The sequence below is a fragment of the Saccharothrix coeruleofusca genome (assembly GCF_017876325.1).
Taxonomy (GTDB): Bacteria; Actinomycetota; Actinomycetes; order Mycobacteriales; family Pseudonocardiaceae; genus Actinosynnema; species Actinosynnema coeruleofuscum.
In genome coordinates this window covers 4,789,312-4,804,424 of record NZ_JAGINV010000001.1, presented here as the reverse complement: position 1 = coordinate 4,804,424, position 15,113 = coordinate 4,789,312, and the positions used below count along the sequence as shown (strand labels likewise).

The 15,113-nt window shown below is 71.6% G+C and carries 15 protein-coding genes and 2 pseudogenes; 10 read left to right on the top strand and 7 right to left on the bottom strand.

Annotated features, from left to right (window positions below):
* Positions 1-9: 9 nt before the first annotated feature.
* The 3 genes from JOF41_RS21330 to JOF41_RS21320 are packed head-to-tail and all read right to left on the bottom strand — an operon-like array spanning position 10 to position 1,454.
* Positions 10-894: an SRPBCC family protein gene (locus JOF41_RS21330; RefSeq protein WP_209621433.1), complete on the bottom strand. Its 885-nt coding sequence runs from the start codon at positions 892-894 to the stop codon at positions 10-12.
* A complete protein-coding gene (locus JOF41_RS21325; protein WP_189223244.1) occupies positions 894-1,202 on the bottom strand; it encodes an ArsR/SmtB family transcription factor in 309 nt (102 codons plus the stop codon). The genes JOF41_RS21330 and JOF41_RS21325 overlap by 1 nt, the downstream gene beginning before the upstream one ends.
* 60 nt (positions 1,203-1,262) lie before the next feature.
* Positions 1,263-1,454: an alpha/beta fold hydrolase gene (locus JOF41_RS21320; protein WP_209621430.1), complete on the bottom strand. Its 192-nt coding sequence runs from the start codon at positions 1,452-1,454 to the stop codon at positions 1,263-1,265.
* A 318-nt stretch (positions 1,455-1,772) separates the two neighbouring features.
* Between JOF41_RS21320 and JOF41_RS21315 the strand changes: the two genes are divergently transcribed.
* The 3 genes from JOF41_RS21315 to JOF41_RS21305 all read left to right on the top strand — a co-directional run bounded on the left by JOF41_RS21315 (position 1,773) and on the right by JOF41_RS21305 (position 4,285).
* Entirely contained in the window at positions 1,773-2,912 is a 1,140-nt protein-coding gene (locus JOF41_RS21315) for an aminotransferase-like domain-containing protein (protein WP_307867487.1), read from the top strand.
* A 57-nt stretch (positions 2,913-2,969) separates the two neighbouring features.
* Positions 2,970-3,572, top strand: a complete 603-nt coding sequence (locus JOF41_RS21310; protein ID WP_209621427.1) for a DUF7711 family protein — start codon at positions 2,970-2,972, stop codon at positions 3,570-3,572.
* Between the two features lie 95 nt (positions 3,573-3,667).
* Positions 3,668-4,285 carry a hypothetical protein gene (locus tag JOF41_RS21305; protein ID WP_209621424.1) on the top strand — a complete coding sequence of 206 codons (618 nt, stop codon included), beginning with the start codon at positions 3,668-3,670 and terminating at the stop codon, positions 4,283-4,285.
* Between the two features lie 5 nt (positions 4,286-4,290).
* On the opposite strand, the gene JOF41_RS21300 is transcribed toward JOF41_RS21305, so the two are convergent.
* Positions 4,291-4,545 carry a hypothetical protein gene (locus JOF41_RS21300; RefSeq protein ID WP_189223248.1) on the bottom strand — a complete coding sequence of 85 codons (255 nt, stop codon included), beginning with the start codon at positions 4,543-4,545 and terminating at the stop codon, positions 4,291-4,293.
* A 127-nt stretch (positions 4,546-4,672) separates the two neighbouring features.
* Between JOF41_RS21300 and JOF41_RS21295 the strand changes: the two genes are divergently transcribed.
* Positions 4,673-7,684, top strand: coding sequence for an AfsR/SARP family transcriptional regulator (locus JOF41_RS21295; protein WP_209621421.1), 3,012 nt, complete (start codon positions 4,673-4,675; stop codon positions 7,682-7,684).
* Between the two features lie 3 nt (positions 7,685-7,687).
* Here the strand turns inward: JOF41_RS21295 and JOF41_RS21290 are convergent, their stop codons facing one another.
* Positions 7,688-9,097 (bottom strand): alpha/beta hydrolase family protein, encoded by a 1,410-nt coding sequence (locus tag JOF41_RS21290; protein ID WP_229795467.1) that lies wholly within the window; start codon positions 9,095-9,097, stop codon positions 7,688-7,690.
* Here JOF41_RS21290 and JOF41_RS38650 point away from each other — a divergent pair.
* Positions 9,030-9,449: a pentapeptide repeat-containing protein gene (locus JOF41_RS38650; RefSeq protein ID WP_372448531.1), complete on the top strand. Its 420-nt coding sequence runs from the start codon at positions 9,030-9,032 to the stop codon at positions 9,447-9,449. The two genes, JOF41_RS21290 and JOF41_RS38650, sit on opposite strands and share 68 nt — an antisense overlap.
* 256 nt (positions 9,450-9,705) lie before the next feature.
* On the opposite strand, the pseudogene JOF41_RS38645 reads toward JOF41_RS38650, so the two are convergent.
* Positions 9,706-9,915: pseudogene (locus tag JOF41_RS38645) on the bottom strand (helix-turn-helix domain-containing protein); the annotation flags it as partial.
* A 323-nt stretch (positions 9,916-10,238) separates the two neighbouring features.
* Between JOF41_RS38645 and JOF41_RS38640 the strand changes: the two are divergent.
* The 4 genes from JOF41_RS38640 (at position 10,239) to JOF41_RS21265 (ending at position 13,258) form a co-directional block, all read left to right on the top strand.
* Entirely contained in the window at positions 10,239-10,796 is a 558-nt protein-coding gene (locus JOF41_RS38640; protein ID WP_209621413.1) for an AAA family ATPase, read from the top strand.
* Positions 10,797-10,863: 67 nt separating this feature from the next.
* On the top strand, positions 10,864-11,142 hold the full coding sequence (locus tag JOF41_RS21275) for a type II toxin-antitoxin system Phd/YefM family antitoxin (RefSeq protein ID WP_189223252.1): 279 nt from the start codon (positions 10,864-10,866) through the stop codon (positions 11,140-11,142).
* Positions 11,135-11,539, top strand: a complete 405-nt coding sequence (locus JOF41_RS21270) for a type II toxin-antitoxin system VapC family toxin (protein WP_307867486.1) — start codon at positions 11,135-11,137, stop codon at positions 11,537-11,539. Before JOF41_RS21275 ends, JOF41_RS21270 begins: the two co-directional genes overlap by 8 nt.
* Positions 11,540-11,863: 324 nt before the next feature.
* Positions 11,864-13,258 carry a DUF4365 domain-containing protein gene (locus JOF41_RS21265; RefSeq protein ID WP_209621410.1) on the top strand — a complete coding sequence of 465 codons (1,395 nt, stop codon included), beginning with the start codon at positions 11,864-11,866 and terminating at the stop codon, positions 13,256-13,258.
* A gap of 63 nt (positions 13,259-13,321) precedes the next feature.
* Here the strand turns inward: JOF41_RS21265 and JOF41_RS21260 are convergent, their stop codons facing one another.
* Positions 13,322-13,999, bottom strand: coding sequence for an MBL fold metallo-hydrolase (locus JOF41_RS21260; RefSeq protein ID WP_189223255.1), 678 nt, complete (start codon positions 13,997-13,999; stop codon positions 13,322-13,324).
* Positions 14,000-14,132: 133 nt separating this feature from the next.
* Between JOF41_RS21260 and JOF41_RS21255 the strand changes: the two are divergent.
* Positions 14,133-15,068: pseudogene (locus tag JOF41_RS21255) on the top strand (acyltransferase family protein); the annotation flags it as partial.
* Positions 15,069-15,113 lie beyond the last annotated feature (45 nt).

The window sequence follows — 15,113 nt, the reverse complement described above, 5'->3', positions numbered from 1 at the left end:
CCCGCGCCGCTATTCGGTTCTCATCCGGTAGTGCGCCTCCAGTTCCTCGGTCCTGTCCTGCGGCCACGGGCAGCGGATCTCGCCGAACAGCGCGGCGAAGAACAACTCCAGGTGCACGTGCCAGGCGGCCAGCGCGGTGGGCACCGCCGCCCGGTCGGACACCTCGTGGGTCAGCACGACCGCCGTGCCCCGCTCCGGGTCGTGCTCGAACTCCCACCGCACCCGGCCCCGCGGCGAGTCGAACTCCAGCAGCTGCGGTGCTTCCACGGCCGTGACCGGCCCCGGCTCCACGTGCGGGTTGGCCGCCCGCGCAGGCGGCGGACCGCCGACTTCGGGCCGCGCGCCCTCGGTGAGCAGCGCCCACAGCTCGTCCGGCGACCGCCACATCAGGTCGCGGGCGAAGCGCACCCGCAAGCCCTCGGCCTCGCCCTGGTCCAGGCCGAACTCGCGGACCCACCGCTCCAGCAGCGGCAGCCAGTCGGTCGTCGGCGTGTGCGGTCGGTCCGCCAGCCGGTCGTCCAACGCGTCCAGGCAGGTGGCCCAGCCCGCCGCGTTGCGCGCCGCGCCCAGCGGTCCGGCACCGATCACCTGCGTGAACACCAGCAGGCAGCTCTCGTCGCGCGGCAGCAGCTCGAACCGCAGGACGTCCTCGTTCCAGCGGAACGCGAACACCCTGGGCGGATCGGATTCCAGCACCTCGCCGGACCCGGTCGGCCCGCCTTCGGGGAAGGTGAACCGCATGGTCACCCCGTCGACCTCCACGGTCGCCGGGAACCAGTGCGCCAGCTGCGCGGGCTCGCGGATCGCCCGCCACACCTTGGTGGGAGGGTGCGCCAGCAAACGCTCCACGCGCAGGACGGGCTTGCCTCCGATGATCTCCAGTCGCGCGTCCATCAGTCGGCCATCTCGTCCAGGTGCCGCTCCAGGGCGTCGAAGCTGCTGTCCCACAGCTCGCGGTACGGGGCCAGCCAGGCGTCGATCTCCGCCAGCGGTTCGAGCCGCAGGCGGTACCACCGGCGCTGGGCGTCGCGCCGCACCTCCACCAGGCCGGCCTCGCGGAGCACCTTCAGGTGCTTGGAGACCGTGGGCTGGGCGAGGTTGAGGCCATCGACCAGGTCGTTGACCGGGCGCTCACCCCCGCGCAGGACGTCGAGGATCTGCCTCCGGCTGGGGTCGGCCAGCACGGCGAACGTAGATGTCATATCGGCAATATAGCCACCTCCGTATGTACGGTGTCAACGGTGCCGGGCACGTGGATCGAGTCAGTTCGGCGAGGCGGGCGCGCGGCAGCGCCGGTCGGGCAGGTGCGGCCGGAACCGGTCGGCAAGCCGCGCCGGGCTCGGCCCGAAGTCGCGCGAATCGCTGAACCCGCCGTGCGGCAGGACCAGCGGGTCGCCCTCTCCGATGGCCGTGTGCCGGGTGCGCACGCCGCTGACGGTGGTGTAGCCGGGCATCGGGACCTCCTTGATCGGGTGCTCGGGTCAAGGTCTACGGCAGAGGTCCGACAGAAACCGGGGCGGATCGAACAGCGGACCCGGTTGTTCACCCGGAAAGGTGATCACCTGCCGTCCGGACCGGTGGGTTCAGCCGGTGGGGCCGCCCCGTCCGCCCGTCGGGGGCGGGCGACGGCGCGACCGCACGCCCGACCACAGCGGCTCGCCGAGGTAGTGGTGGTGAAGAGGTAAGCTGCGCAACAGGTTCCTCGAACCCCTGAGGCCTGCCCATCGGCGGCACGACCGCGAGCCCCTCCCCGCAGCGATTCGAGGACTCCCGTGCCGCGTTCCCTCTCCGTCACCAGCTCCCCCGTGCGCGACCTGCTCGCACTCACCGCCCGACCCGAGGTGATCTCGTTCGCGGGCGGCCTGCCCGCGCCCGAGCTGTTCGACCTCGACGGCCTGCGCGCCGCGTTCGACCAGGCCCTGTCCCGCCGCGCCCTGCAGTACGCGCCCACCGAGGGCGACCCCGACCTGCGCGCCCTGGTGGCCGCGCGGATGACCGCGCGCGGTCTGCCCACCGACGCCGCGGACCTGCTGATCACCACCGGCTCGCAGCAGGCGCTGAGCCTGGTGGTCACCGCCCTGCTGGAACCGGGCGCGGTGGTCGCCGTGGAGGAGCCGACCTACCTGGCCGCTCTGCAGTGCTTCCAGCTCGCGGGCGCGCGCGTCGTCCCCGTGGCGGGCGACGAGCACGGCGTGGACCCGGCGGCGCTGGCCGAGGTCGTCCAGCGGCACCGGCCCGAGCTGCTCTACCTGGTGCCGACCTTCGCCAACCCGACCGGCCGCACGCTCGCCGAGGCCAGGCGCGCCGAGGTCGCGCGGCTGGCCGAGCGGCACGGCCTGTGGGTCGTGGAGGACGACCCGTACAGCGAGCTGCGCTACCGCGGCACGCCCGTGGCCCCGCTGGCCGCGAGCAGCGAACGCGTGCTGCACCTGGGCAGCTTCTCCAAGGTCGGCGCTCCGGGGCTGCGCCTGGGCTGGCTGCGCGCCCCCGCGACCCTCCTGCGGACCCTGGTGGTCGTCAAGCAGGCGGCCGACCTGCACACCTCCGCCACCGACCAGGCCGCCGCCGCCGCGTACCTGGCGGCCAACGACCTGTCCGCGCACGTCGAACGGCTGTGCGCGGCGTACCGGGCGCGTCGTGACGCGATGGTCGAGGCGCTGCCGTCAGCGCTGCCTGAGGGCGCGCGGTGGACCGACCCGGACGGCGGCATGTTCGTGTGGGTGCGTCTGCCCGGCGAGGTCGACACGCAGGCGTTGCTGCCCAAGGCGTTGGCGCGGGACGTGGCGTTCGTGCCCGGAGCGCCCTTCCACGCCGTGAACCCCGACCGCGCGACGCTGCGGCTGTCGTTCACCACCAACACGGTGCAGGACATCGCGGAAGGGGTGCGCCGCTTGGGGCTCGCGCTGAGCTGATCGGCGCACGGGGCGGGCAGTGGTGCTCGGGCCCGCTCGGCGGGCGAGGATGTCCGCGTGAAGCGGACACGAGCGGTGCACCACCTGCGGGAGTTGGCGGCCAAGTGCGACGAGATGAGCAGGGCGTCGTCCTCGATCTTCCGGCTGCGGGTGGTCCAGCTGTGGGCGGTGGGCGAGGTCCTGGGCTCGACGGAAGAACTGGACTGGGTGAAGGTCGCGCTGGTGGTCGACCTCCCCGTGGACGAGGTGCCCTGGTTGGGCAAGCCCGCCGGGGCGGACCACTGGGCGCAGGCGACGCGCTTGGACAAGAACCCGATCTCGCCCCTGTGGCGGTCGGCGCGCGCTCCCGTGTGGAATCACCGCGTCGAACGGCCCGTCCTGGTCTGGGACGTGGAGAACGGCGTGGCCGAGCAGACGCTGACCGCTCTGGCCCAAGGGCGCGGTGACAGCGTCCGCACCCCCGCGCCGAGCGCGGAGGAACTGCGCGAGCGCTTGGACGACGAGCTGGCGGTGAGCCTGCGGGCCCTGCGCCACTGGACCGGTGTGTACGAGGAGAAGCGCTGGGCGCCGGGGAAGCTGACGCCCATCTCCGACGCGATGTGGAGCGCGGGCGCGGGCTACGTGGACGTGTGGGACGCGTTGGCCGATCCGGGGAACTAGGCGCGCTCGCCGCCCGGCCGAGGCTAACGGGACGGCGCGCGGACGCGATGGAAGGCGCGGACCCCCTTTGGCGAACGCGGTACTGGAGCGACCGGATGGCTGATCGAGCGCCGTTAGGCGGGCCGGACGAGATGCCGGGGCACCGCGCCGTGAGCAATGAGCTCGACGGTGACGTGCACGGTGTTTCAGTGCAGGCGGGCGCGGTGAGCGGTGGTGTCCACATCCACTTCGCGGGGCGTCCTCGACGTGCTCGGGGGCGACGCAGCGGCCCGACCGGCCGGGTGCCGGGCATCCTGTTCGGCTGGGTGGTGACGTCGTCGTCGCTGTTGATGACCGGGGGCCTCATCGCCTACTTCATCAACGTGTCGGTGGGGCGGGACAGCTTGCCCCCGACCCTCGCGGCCGACGCGGTTCTGCTCGCGCTGGTCGCGGCTTGCCTGTTCGCGCGGTGGCGGCGGCGCGGAGCGAGCCTGTCCTTCGCCGCCTACGCGAGTCGTTCGCTCCTGCGCTGCACGCCGCGAAGCGTGCGGGCGACCCCGACCCCCGTCCTCGGGCTGATCGCTGTTGTCGCCGGGGCGCTCGTGGTGGGCGCGCTCGCGGCGCCCGGGTCGACGCGGTCCGCCGTGCAGGGCCAGAACGGCGTGCTGCTCATCTTCGGGGCGCTGCTGTGCCTGGTGATCGGTCAACTCCTCCGCGCGAGGACGCGGCGCTGACGCTCTCACCGCAGGCACACCGCGCAGGGCCGCGCGGTGGGGTAGCGGCCTTCGAGTTCACGCCGGGTGCCGCAGATCTTGACCTGCTCCCCGATCCACGTGGTGCCGCGCGGGGGAGTGCCGCTGATCGTGCGGCAGTTGGCGCGGTGCAGCACCATCGCGCTCGGGTTCAGGCTGCGCTCGGCGTCGATGACGTGCTGGTCCGGGTTGGCCGCGATCCACCACTCGTAGGAACCGTTGTCCTCGTTGAACTCCAGCATGAACCGATGATCTCCCGCCCGTGGTCCAGAGGTCAGGCCCAACCGGCGGCGGCTCCAGCCCGGCGCACCTGGAAACGTGGTGGCGGTTCCGGCGCCTGAGTAGCCTGGCGCCGCGGGGGAGGTGCGGGTGGCGGAGATCAGGTTCGGCCTGCTGGGACAAGTCCAGGCGTGGCTGGGGCCCGACGAGGTCGACCTGGGGCACCAGAAGCAGCGGCACGTGCTCGCGGCGCTGCTGGTCGACGCGGACCGGGTGGTGCCCGTGGCGCGCGTCCTGGAGCGGGTCTGGGGCGAGGACGCCCCGCTCAGCGCGCAGACCACGTTGTACAGCTACCTGTCCCGGTTGCGCCGCGCCCTGTCGGCGGTCCCGGACCACGTGCTCATCGAGCGGCATCCCGGCGGTTACGCGGTGCGGGTCGACCCCGACCGGGTGGACGTGCACCGGTTTCGCAGGCTGGTCGCGCAAGCCAGGGCGGTCGACCACCCGGCGGGCGCGGCGGAGGTGCTGGAGCGGGCGCTGGAGCTGTGGCGGGGTGAGCCGTTCAGCGGGGCCGAGAGCGCCTGGTTCACCACGCACCGCAACACCCTGCAACGCGAGCACGCCGCCGCCCGGCTCGCCCTGTGCGACTTGCTGCTGCGCTGCGGCCGCGACGCCGACGCGCTCGCCATCGCCTCGGCCCGCGCCGCCGAGGACCCGTTCGACGAGCGGGTCGCGGGTCAGGTGGTGCTCGCCCTGCACCGGCTTGGCCGCACAGCCGACGCGCTGGCCTGCTTCGACCGGACCCGCCGGGTGCTGGCCGACGAACTGGGGGTCGACCCAGGGGCCGCCCTGGTCGAGCTGCGCGAGCGCGTGCTGGCGGGCGACCCGGAGCTGCTGCGGGTCGAGGCGGGCGATCCCGGCGAAGGACCGGCCGAGACCATCACGTGGTCCGCGCCCGCGACGCTGCCACCGGACGTGCACGACTTCACCGACCGCGCCGGGCAGTCCGCGGCGCTGGTGGAGCGGTCGATCACCGGTGGCCGGGTCGTGGCGATCATCGGGATGGGCGGGATCGGCAAGACCTCGCTCGCCCGGCACGTCGCGAACCGGGTCGCCGACCGGTTCCCGGACGGCCAGCTGTGGGCCGACCTCGGCGACGCCGCCGCGGGGGACGTGCTCGCCCGGCTGCTGCGGGTGCTCGGCGTGCCGGACCGCGCCATCCCCGTCGACCACGCGGAACGAGGCGACCTCTACCGGACGCTGCTGCGCGGTCGGACGATGCTGGTCGTGCTGGACAACGCCACGACGCCGGGCCAGATCTACCCGCTGCTGCCGGGCACGGGGACGTGCGCTGTGCTGATCACCAGCCGCGCCAAGCCGACCGCCGCGGAAGGCGTCCAGTGGGTCGAGCTGGACGTGTTCACCACCGAGGAGGGCGTGGCGCTGCTGGCGAAGCTCGTGGGCGCGCAGCGCGTCGCGGCCGAACCCGCCGCCGCGGAGCGGATCGTCGCGCTGTGCGGCGGGCTGCCGCTCGCGGTGCGGATCGCCGGGGCACGACTGGCCGCGCGGCGCACCTGGCGGCTGGACCACCTGGTGGGGCAGCTCAGCGACGAGCGCCGCAGGCTCGACCGGCTCGCGATCGGCGACCTGGAGGTGCGCGCGTCCCTCGCGATGAGCTACGCGGGACTGAGCGGACCCGCCCGGCGGTTGTTGCGCCTGCTCGGGCTGGTCGAGGTGCCGGACTTCCCGCCGTGGGTGGTGGCGGTGCTGCTCGAACTGCCGCTCGACGAGGCGGTCGAGCACGCCGAGGAACTGGTCGACGCCCACCTGCTGACGGTGTCCGAGGTCGACCCGGTGGGGCAGTACCGGTACCGCTGCCACGACCTGGTCCGGCTGTTCGCGGTCGAGCGGGCCGAAGCCGAGGAGACGGCCGCCGACCGCGCCCGCGCCGTGGAACGGGCGCTCGGCGGCTGGCTGGCGCTCGCCGAGCGGCTGACCGAGTTCGTGCCCGGCCCCTGCTACGCGCGCATCAGCGGTGACGCCCACCGCCCGCCGGTGGGCGACCTGGTTCCCGACCTGTCACCCGAGTGGTCGGACACCTGGTTCGACGCGGAGCGGTCGGCGCTGCTCGCCGCCGTGCGCCAAGCCTGCCGCGCCCGCTTGGTCGACCTCGCCTTCGACCTCGCGGGCTGCCTGGAGAAGTACTTCGACCTGCGCGGCATGTACTCGGACTGGCTCGCGCTCAACCGGGAGGTGCTCGACGTGTGCGTCGAGCACGGCCACCGGCTGGGCGAGGCGGTGATGCGGCGCGGGCTGCTCGACGTCACGACCTGGATCGCGGACGGGCCGGGCAAGGCGATGGACCGGCTGCGCGTGGAAGCCCTCGCGCTGTGGGACCTGTTCGCCGAGCTGGGCCACGACGCGGGCGCGGCGGACGTGGCCGTGATGCACTCGTGGTCGCTGACGGCCGCTGGCAGGCACGCCGAGGCGATCGCCGTGGCGGAGACCGCGCTGGCACTGGCCGTCCGCGCCGACCACGTCGGCGGGTCGGCCCGAGCCGAGCTCGCGCTGGGCCTGGCGCACTTCGACAGCCGCGGGCTCACCACCGCCATCGAGCACGTCGAGCGCGGGCTCGTCCACGCGCGCCAACTGGGCAACCCGCGCTGGGAGGCCACGGCGCTGCAGTTCGCGGGCATCGGCTACGGGGAGGCGGGCCAGTTCGAGACCAGCAGGCGCATGCTGGACCGGTCGCTGGCCATCACCCGCGCCTACCGCGACTCCTACACCGAGGTGCTGACCCTGCTCGCGTCCGCGCGCCTGCACCTGCGGGTGGACCGCGACCGGGCGCACCGCGACGTGGAGCGCTCGCTTGCGCTGAGCCGCCGCCACCGGATGACCCACCACACGGCGCAAGGGCTGGAGCTGCTCGGGTTGCTGGCACTGGAGGAGAACCGGCCGCACGACGCCGTGGCGCACCTGGAGGAGTCCGTCGCCCTGTGGCGCACCAGGGGGTGGCACTCTTACCACGCCGTCGCCCTGGAGTCGCTGGGGCGCGCGTACGAGCGGGTGGACCGAGTGGCCGCGCGGCGCGCGTTCGCCGAGGCGCGAGAGGTGTACCTGCGCATCGGCGACACCGACCGCGCGGCCCGGATCGAGGCATGACCGTCAGGGCACCAGCAGACCCCAGTGGAGGGCCCACGGCAGGAACACCGCGCCACCGGCGAGCAGCAGGCCCAGACGCGCCCGGTGCGCCGGGGACAGCCGGGACCTGGCCCGCCACGACGCGACGGCCGTGGTGATCGCGGCGACCACGACGACCAGAGCGAGGAACTGCAGCCCCAGCCACGGCACCGGGCGGCCCAGCACCACCGCGCCGGGGGTCTTGGCGCCGCTGGTCGACAGGTAGCCCAGGTAGCCCAGGAGCCCCAGGACGCTCAGCAGCCCGGAGGTGGCCAGCCAGCGCGCCGGTCGCCGGACCGGCGGTGCGCCGCGCCGCCCGCGCAACCGCCGGACAGCGGCGCTCAACCCGTACCCCGCGAACGCCACCAGCAGCACCGCGACAGCCGCGAGCTGCGCGCCGGGCGAGACCGGCTCGACGGCCGCGGTCCGGCCCTCCTGCCGGGGCAGCGGACCGGTGCTGGCGGCGGGCGGCCCCGCGGCCAGCCCGTTGACCCAGGAGCCGACCAGCCCCAGATACTCCGGGGAGACCTCGTCGCCGCGCCGGATCCCGTCGGCGGAGACGCGCATCGTGTGCTCGGCCCCCGGCACGGTGCGCAGGGTGTAGCGGGTGTTGCCGCCCCGGTCCAGCGACTCCTGGAACACGCGCATGCTCTCGCCGCCGGGGATCACCCGGTCCTGCTCCCCCCACAGGCCGAGCACCGGCTGGGTGACCCTGGCCAGCGCGGGCGCCGGGTCGTAGCCCGCCTCGGGGAACAGCCCCGCGCCGACGACCAGGCCGATCGCGGTGCGCGAGACGGTGTCCACCATCGAACCGGACACCCCGAGGCCGGTGAGCCGGTTGCGCAGGTTCCACGACTGCTGGCGCTCGGGCGACACGCCGGACGCGCCGACCGCGACCAGGAACGCCACGTCGGTCGACCGCGCGGCGGCCAGCGGGATCACCCAGCCGCCCTCGCTGACGCCCCAGAGCCCGGTCATGGCGGGGTCGACGTCCGCGCGCCCCCGCAGCGCCCGGAACCCGGCCAGCGCGTCGTCGGCCAGCAGTTCGAAGTCGACGTCGGACTTGGACTTCCTGGGCCGCTTGTCGTAGACCAGCGTCACGATGCCCGCGCGGGCGAACGCCTCGGCCTCCTGGCGGTAGCCCTCCCGCGACACCCGGCCGGAACCGTGCACCATCACCACGGCGGGCCTGCGCACACCGGGGGAGGCGGTCGGGGCGATCACCGTGCCGCGGAGGGGCAGGTCCCCGCTGGAGAAGGTGATGTCCTGTTCGGTCAACCCGTCCGGCGCGGCCTGGGCGGGTGGCGACAGCGCGGTCAGCGCCGCGATGGCGGCTGTCGTCGCGAGCAGCCGACGGAGGGCGCGCCGGATCGGCGAGTTGCTTTCGGGGAGCACAGGTGCTCTCCTTCCCGAGGAGGTCTCGTACGAGGAGCACGCCGGAAACGGCGTGGTACTGCGACTTCCGACTGCCGGGGCCGCCGAGTGCCAGCTCGGCGGCCCCGGTCCGCTCAGCGGCGGTCGTCGGGTTGTGCTGCGTCGGGTTGTACTGGGTCGGGCTGTGCTGCGTCGGGCTGTGCTGCGTCGGGCTGTGCTGCGTCGGGCTGTGCTGCGTCGGGCTGTGCTGCGTCGGGCTGTGCTGCGTCGGGCTGTGCTGCGTCGGAGTCGGGCAGCGGAAAGGCGAAGAACCGGACGGCGACGCGACGCGCATCCACGGGTGTCTCCTCCTCCGGCCGCTGGTAGCGCTTGAGCAGCGCCATGTACTCGTCGAAGAACTGGTGCAGCTCGGGCAGCGTCAGCCGGATCGAGCCGCGCGAGTACGGCAGCGCGTCGGCCCACTCGCCAAGCTCCCCCCGCCGTCGCAGGAACTCCGCGAACAGCTCCTGGTCGGCGGCCAGCTTGAACTGGTTCAGCTGCTCCAGCAGGGCCCGCACCTCCGGGTCTCGCGGCGAGCGGGGAACCCTGAGGTCTTGAACGGGCGCACGCCACCACCGCTCGCGCCCGTGGGCGCGCTCGGGCACCTCTTCGACGAAGGCGTGCTTGGCCAGCATCCGCAGGTGGTAGCTGGTGGCACCGCTGCTCTCCCCGAGCGCCTTGCCCAGGGTGCTGGCCGTCGCCGGACCGTGCCGCGCCAAGTGCCGCAGGATGCGCTGGCGCAACGGGTGCGCCAGCGCCCGCAGTTCCACCACGTCGGTGATCTCACGAGGCGCGACCATGGTGCAAAGGTAGCTTTGCAAAGCTGTCTTTGCAAGTGGGTCCTCCGTCGAGCCGATCAGGCTCGACGGTCCGGCTCTGCGCCTCTATAAGCACCGTTCGTCCAGGTGGAGGCGTTCATGCCCGAGGGGCTCATTGCCGTGGCGGGTCGGCCCGGCATCTCGTCCGGCAGCACGTCGAAGATCCACGACGACACGTCCCCGATCAGCGACGCTTCAAGAGTCGGCCGAGCATGTCGTCCACCTGTGCCGCGTTCTGACGGCTGGTGCATCCGCGTTTTGTCGGTCAGCTCATCCGCGTTCTGTCGGTTAGCCCGCGTCCGTGAGTGCTTTCGTGCAGCGCAACGCAACTTCGAGGGTGGCTGAGCTGCTGGACCTGCCTGGGCGCGTGGTTCAGCTTCGACGACGAGAGCGTGTTGGCCCGCGCGACGGACGATCCGATCGGTTTCGTGGATGCCTTGCCCCGGCCGGCGGCGGTGGACGAGTTCCAGCGTGCGGGGCGCGGCTTCCCGCTCGCGGTGAAGCAGGCAGCCGACCGCGATCGTGCACGGGGTCAACTGCTGTTGACGGGATCGACCAACTACCCGGCGGACAAGGGCCTCTCGGAGACCTTGGCGGGCCGTGCCGGACGCTTGCTGCTGTGGCCGTTGTCGGCGGGGGAGCGGCTCGGTGCGCAGGAGACCTTCCTGGCTCTCCGGAAGCGGCACGAGAACCGATCACCAGCCGCGCGAACACCACTCGTCCGGGCGAGGTCGTTCGCGCCTCAGGGCGGAATCGTCCCCGTGGCCGAGGTGGAGCCACGTCTCGTCCAACAACACGTCGTTGATCAGCGAGGTGAAGTTCTCCGGCGACGTGCTCATGCCGACACCGCCGAGGAAGGGTGAATCACGTAACCGGTGAAGAGGTCCAGCGCTTGTAGCTCGAAGTGCTACGTAGGGCTACGCTTGGCCTGTGAAGGTCATCAGTCAACGGGAGTTTCGCAACAACTCGGCTGCGGTCATGGACGCGGTCGAGGCGGGGGAGACTTACCACGTCACCCGCAACGGTGTGGAGATCGCGGAGGTGCGCCCCCTGCCCCGCAGGCGGCGTTGGACGGCGGAGGAACTGGTGGAGCGGCACCGGAGGCTGCCGCAGGTCGATCACGACCGCATGAGGCGTGAGGCCGACGCCCTCTTCGGTGGCGAAGACCGGATCGGTGGAGACGACCCTTGGGAGCGGGGCCGTGGCTGAGCGGCGCGAGTCGGGTGTGTTGGACACCTGCGCCTACATCGACCTGGGCCTGCTCGATCCGGCGGCGCTGCCGGAGATTCCCGAATTGACCGCGATCACCATGGCCGAACTGCACCAAGGTGTGGCGATGGCGAAGGACGCCGCCACACGGGCCGCGCGGACCGAGAAGTTGGGCGCGGCGATCGCGGAGTTCGAGCCGTTGCCGTTCGACAGCCAGGCCGCTGCCCGCTTCGGCACGCTGGTGGCGCTGACCTTGGACGCGAACCGGGACCCGAAACCGCGCCGCCTGGATCTGATGATCGCCGCCATCGCCTCCGCGCGCGGACTGCCGCTGTACACGCGCAACACCAAGGACTTCGCCGGACTTGAGGGCATGGTCGAGATCGTCGAGGTGTGAGAAGCGGGCCGGAGACCTGGAGCCGCGGCGAGCGGAGTGAGGCTGAGGAGTGGTTGCAGGGCTGCCTGACCGCACGGAGGCCGTGCCGATCCGGCGGCCGTCGTAGTGCCTCAGGGCAGGCGGGATCGCCGAGCCGACGCTCAAGCGTGATGTGACGCAGTTGCACGAGCACGATCGTCGGGACCTCGCAGCAGTGGGTCCATGCCTGGACGAACACGTCGGATCGACGTACTGCGATGAGCCACTACCCTCACCGCACCCAACCTGTCGCGGGCCACCTGTCCGGTCGCCGCGCACCGTGAACCGGAGGTTCCATTGCCGAAGGTGCCTGATGCTCGCAGGCCCAGCCGTGCGGCGGTCAACGCGCTGCGGACGCTTCTGGAGCGACACAATCACATAGTTCAGGAGGTGGACGGCCAGAACGACTTCGGAGAGGACCAACACGTCACGTTCACCGAGGACGGTGAGGTCACCGGCGACCTGGTCAAGATCCAGGTCAAGGGCGGTCGTTCGTGGCGCAGGGCTGATGGGTACGCCGTGCCGATCGGTGACCATGGCAGCACCTGGGCCGATGGCAACCTCCCGGTGCTCTGCGTCGTGCACGACCCGGACACCGACGGTCTCTACTGGGCCAATGCCACCAAACAGTTGCTGTCGGCTCGGCGCAACGGCGAGGTGCTCAATGCGATCACCATCAGCCCGGACCAGAAGTTGGACGATGAATCCATTGCGGACTTTGTCGCCGAGGTCAGACGCTACCTGAGCCGTTATCGGGGAAGCCGAATCATCCAGGCTCGGTTAGGTGAGAAGGCGGGCGTCGAGTTCAGTCCATCAGATATCGTGCGACACCATGTGAACGTGTACGGGGAAGACCTGATTTTTTGGCAGCGCCGGGGTGAGGGATTTGCAACCTTGCTGCACAGCGACCTCGACTGGCAGCCGGTACATATCGGCCCCGAACATCTGCATCCCGACGGTCGGTCAGGCGTTTTTTCCGGTGTTCCCATAGTGGCGGACATAATACTGCACATGGCCGAGGCGCAGTGGCTGGCGGCCTGCTTCGACGCGACTGAGCGGGCTCGTAAACCCGCCGTCGACGATCCGCCGCTTCGAACCAACATCGACGCACGTGACAACTACGTAGCCAAAAGAGTTGAACGCCGTCTTTGGATTCAACTCGACGCCTTGCCCCGGTCAATCCAGGCGCTCCACGCCGAGACCGCGACCGACCATGACCTGGCTGCCATCGCCGCAGAGTTGGAGTCGGATGCCGAGGTGTGTGCCGAGGCGCTCTCGAGAACGTGGCCCGAGATGTCGGACAAGGCGCGTCGGCTCGTCACGTTCTACCTGGTCAAAGACGTGCACGTGGGCTCGGCCGCGTTGCCGATTGACGAGCAGTTCCGGATCGTCTGGCGATGTCCCCGGCCGACTGCCGAATACGGTTTCGGGGCGCGGATCGGACAACCGAGCACTCGCATGTCGTCGAACCGGGAGATCGTCAGGGCTTTCCAGCTCAAGCCGGGCGACAGGATCTACTGGCTGAGTCGGCACGGGAACGAACGCGGCAGGGATGTTTCGGCAATCTGGGATTCCGAGGACACTCCCGGAGCCGTCTGCGTGCTTTTCGATCGGCTGACGCTGGGCGACACCTTCTGGTTGGGGGAGTTGTTCGCCCGGAAGGCGTCCGCCAAGCCGCGCTCCGGTGCGCCTCCCGTTTAGCTTGTCTGCAGCGAAAAGGGCCGCCTGACGACTCAGGCGGCCCCGTCCGGAATGTTCTTCAGCTCACCAGCCGCGTGAGCGCCACTCGTCCAGGTGAGGTCGTTCACGCCCCAGGGTGGAGTCGTCCCCGTGACCGGGGTAGAACCACGTCTCGTCCGGCAGCACGTCGAAGACGCGCGACGACACGTCGTTGATCAACGAGGTGAAGTTCTCCGGTGACGTGGTCTTCCCGACACCGCCGGGGAACAGCGAGTCGCCGGTGAACAGGTGCGGGTGCCCGGCCGGGTCGCGGTAGAGCAGGGCGATGGACCCCGGCGTGTGCCCGCGCAGGTGGATGACCTCCAACGGCACCTCGCCGACGTGAATGACATCACCCTGAGTGACGAACCGGTCCGGCGGCACCGGCAGCACCCCGGCGTCCAGCTCGTGCGCCACCGTGTTGGAGCCGTTCGCGCCCGCCACCGCGCCCAGCGCGCCCCAGTGGTCCGCGTGCTGGTGGGTGGTCACCACGGTCTTCAGCCGCGGCCGGTGCACCGAGTGCCCCACCACGTCCGAGATGCGCTGCGGGTCCGCCGCCGCGTCGATCAGCAGCGCTTCGTTGGTGGCGCGGCACACCAGCAGGTAGGCGTTGTTGTCCATCGGCCCGACCGACACCTTCGTGATGGTCAGGGCGTCCAGCGTCCGTCGCGTGGCCGGTCCGCCCGGCTCGACGTGACCGGTGTAGTGCTCGAGTACGTCCACGATCGCCGACGGTAGCCGCGCGGGCGTGTCAAGCGCACATCTTCAGGGTGCTCACAGCTCTGCCCGTTAGGGTTGTTAACGATCGCCCCCGACCGTAATCACTCGAACACGCTCCGAACAGGTTCTCCACCCCGTGCCCAAGACTCGTCGGATCAACTGGGACGTCCTGCGCGTTCTCGCCGTGTTGGCGGTCCTGCTGCAGCACGCGACCCACGCCGGTCCCTCCGCTCACCCCGAGATCGGCTCCCCGGCCTTCACCGTCTCCCTGGAGATGGGGGCGAGCGCCCTGGTCGTGATCTCCGCCTTCTTCACCTGCGCCTCGCTGGCCAAGGGGCACCGCGCCCGCTTCCTGCGCAACCGCCTCGCCCGCCTGCTGCCCGCCTACGCCGTGGCCGCCACCTGCACCTACGGCGTGCTGCGCTACCTGGCCCCGCAGGGCTGGAGCCACCTGGAGCCGCGTGACCTGCTGCTCAACGTGCTGATGCTGCAGAACTGGTTCCCCGACGTCCGCTTGGTCGACTTCTCCTACTGGACCCTCCCGGTGCAGGTCACCGGCTTCGTCGCGGGCGCCCTGCTGGCCTCGCGCGTCCGGGGCCGGGCGTTGCCGCCGCTGCTGTGGGGGCTGGTGCTGGGGCCGCTGGTGCTGCGGTTGTGGACGGTCGAGCCCGGCCTGGTGCGCACCTTCTACGACGGCCTGGGCGTGCACCGGGCCCAGCTGTTCGCCGCGGGCGTGGGCATCTGGCTGTGGTCAAAGGGGCGCCTCGGCGACGGACACCTGATCGTGCTGCTCGCGGCGGCGCTGGGGGCGCAGTGGGTGCACAGCGCCGACCTGGAGTCGACGCTGGGCCTGGGCGTGCTGCTGGTCGGGGTGTGCGCCGCCGCGGCCGGTCCGGACTGGGACGTCTGGCCGGTGCGCGTGCTGGCCCGGCCCGTCCAGTGGCTGGCGGGCATCTCCTACGGCGTCTACCTGGTCCACCAGGAGATCGGCTACGTCGTGATGGAGCGGTTGACCGGGTTCGGGCCGTGGGTGCAGCTCGTGGCGTTCACCGGCGTCGCGGTCGCCCTGGGCTGGCTGCTGACCAAGCTCGTCGAGCGGCCCGTCTACCGGCTGCTC

Bases quoted from the DNA above. Each gene is read 5' to 3' on its own strand.
- JOF41_RS21305 (WP_209621424.1), top strand. From the start codon at position 3,668: ATGGCTGATCGAGCGCCGTTAGGCGGGCCGGACGAGATGCCGGGGCAC.
- JOF41_RS21300 (WP_189223248.1), bottom strand. From the start codon at position 4,545: ATGCTGGAGTTCAACGAGGACAACGGTTCCTACGAGTGGTGGATCGCG.
- JOF41_RS21330 (WP_209621433.1), bottom strand. From the start codon at position 894: ATGGACGCGCGACTGGAGATCATCGGAGGCAAGCCCGTCCTGCGCGTG.
- JOF41_RS38650 (WP_372448531.1), top strand. From the start codon at position 9,030: ATGGCGGCTGTCGTCGCGAGCAGCCGACGGAGGGCGCGCCGGATCGGC.
- JOF41_RS21320 (WP_209621430.1), bottom strand. From the start codon at position 1,454: ATGCCCGGCTACACCACCGTCAGCGGCGTGCGCACCCGGCACACGGCC.
- JOF41_RS21325 (WP_189223244.1), bottom strand. From the start codon at position 1,202: ATGACATCTACGTTCGCCGTGCTGGCCGACCCCAGCCGGAGGCAGATC.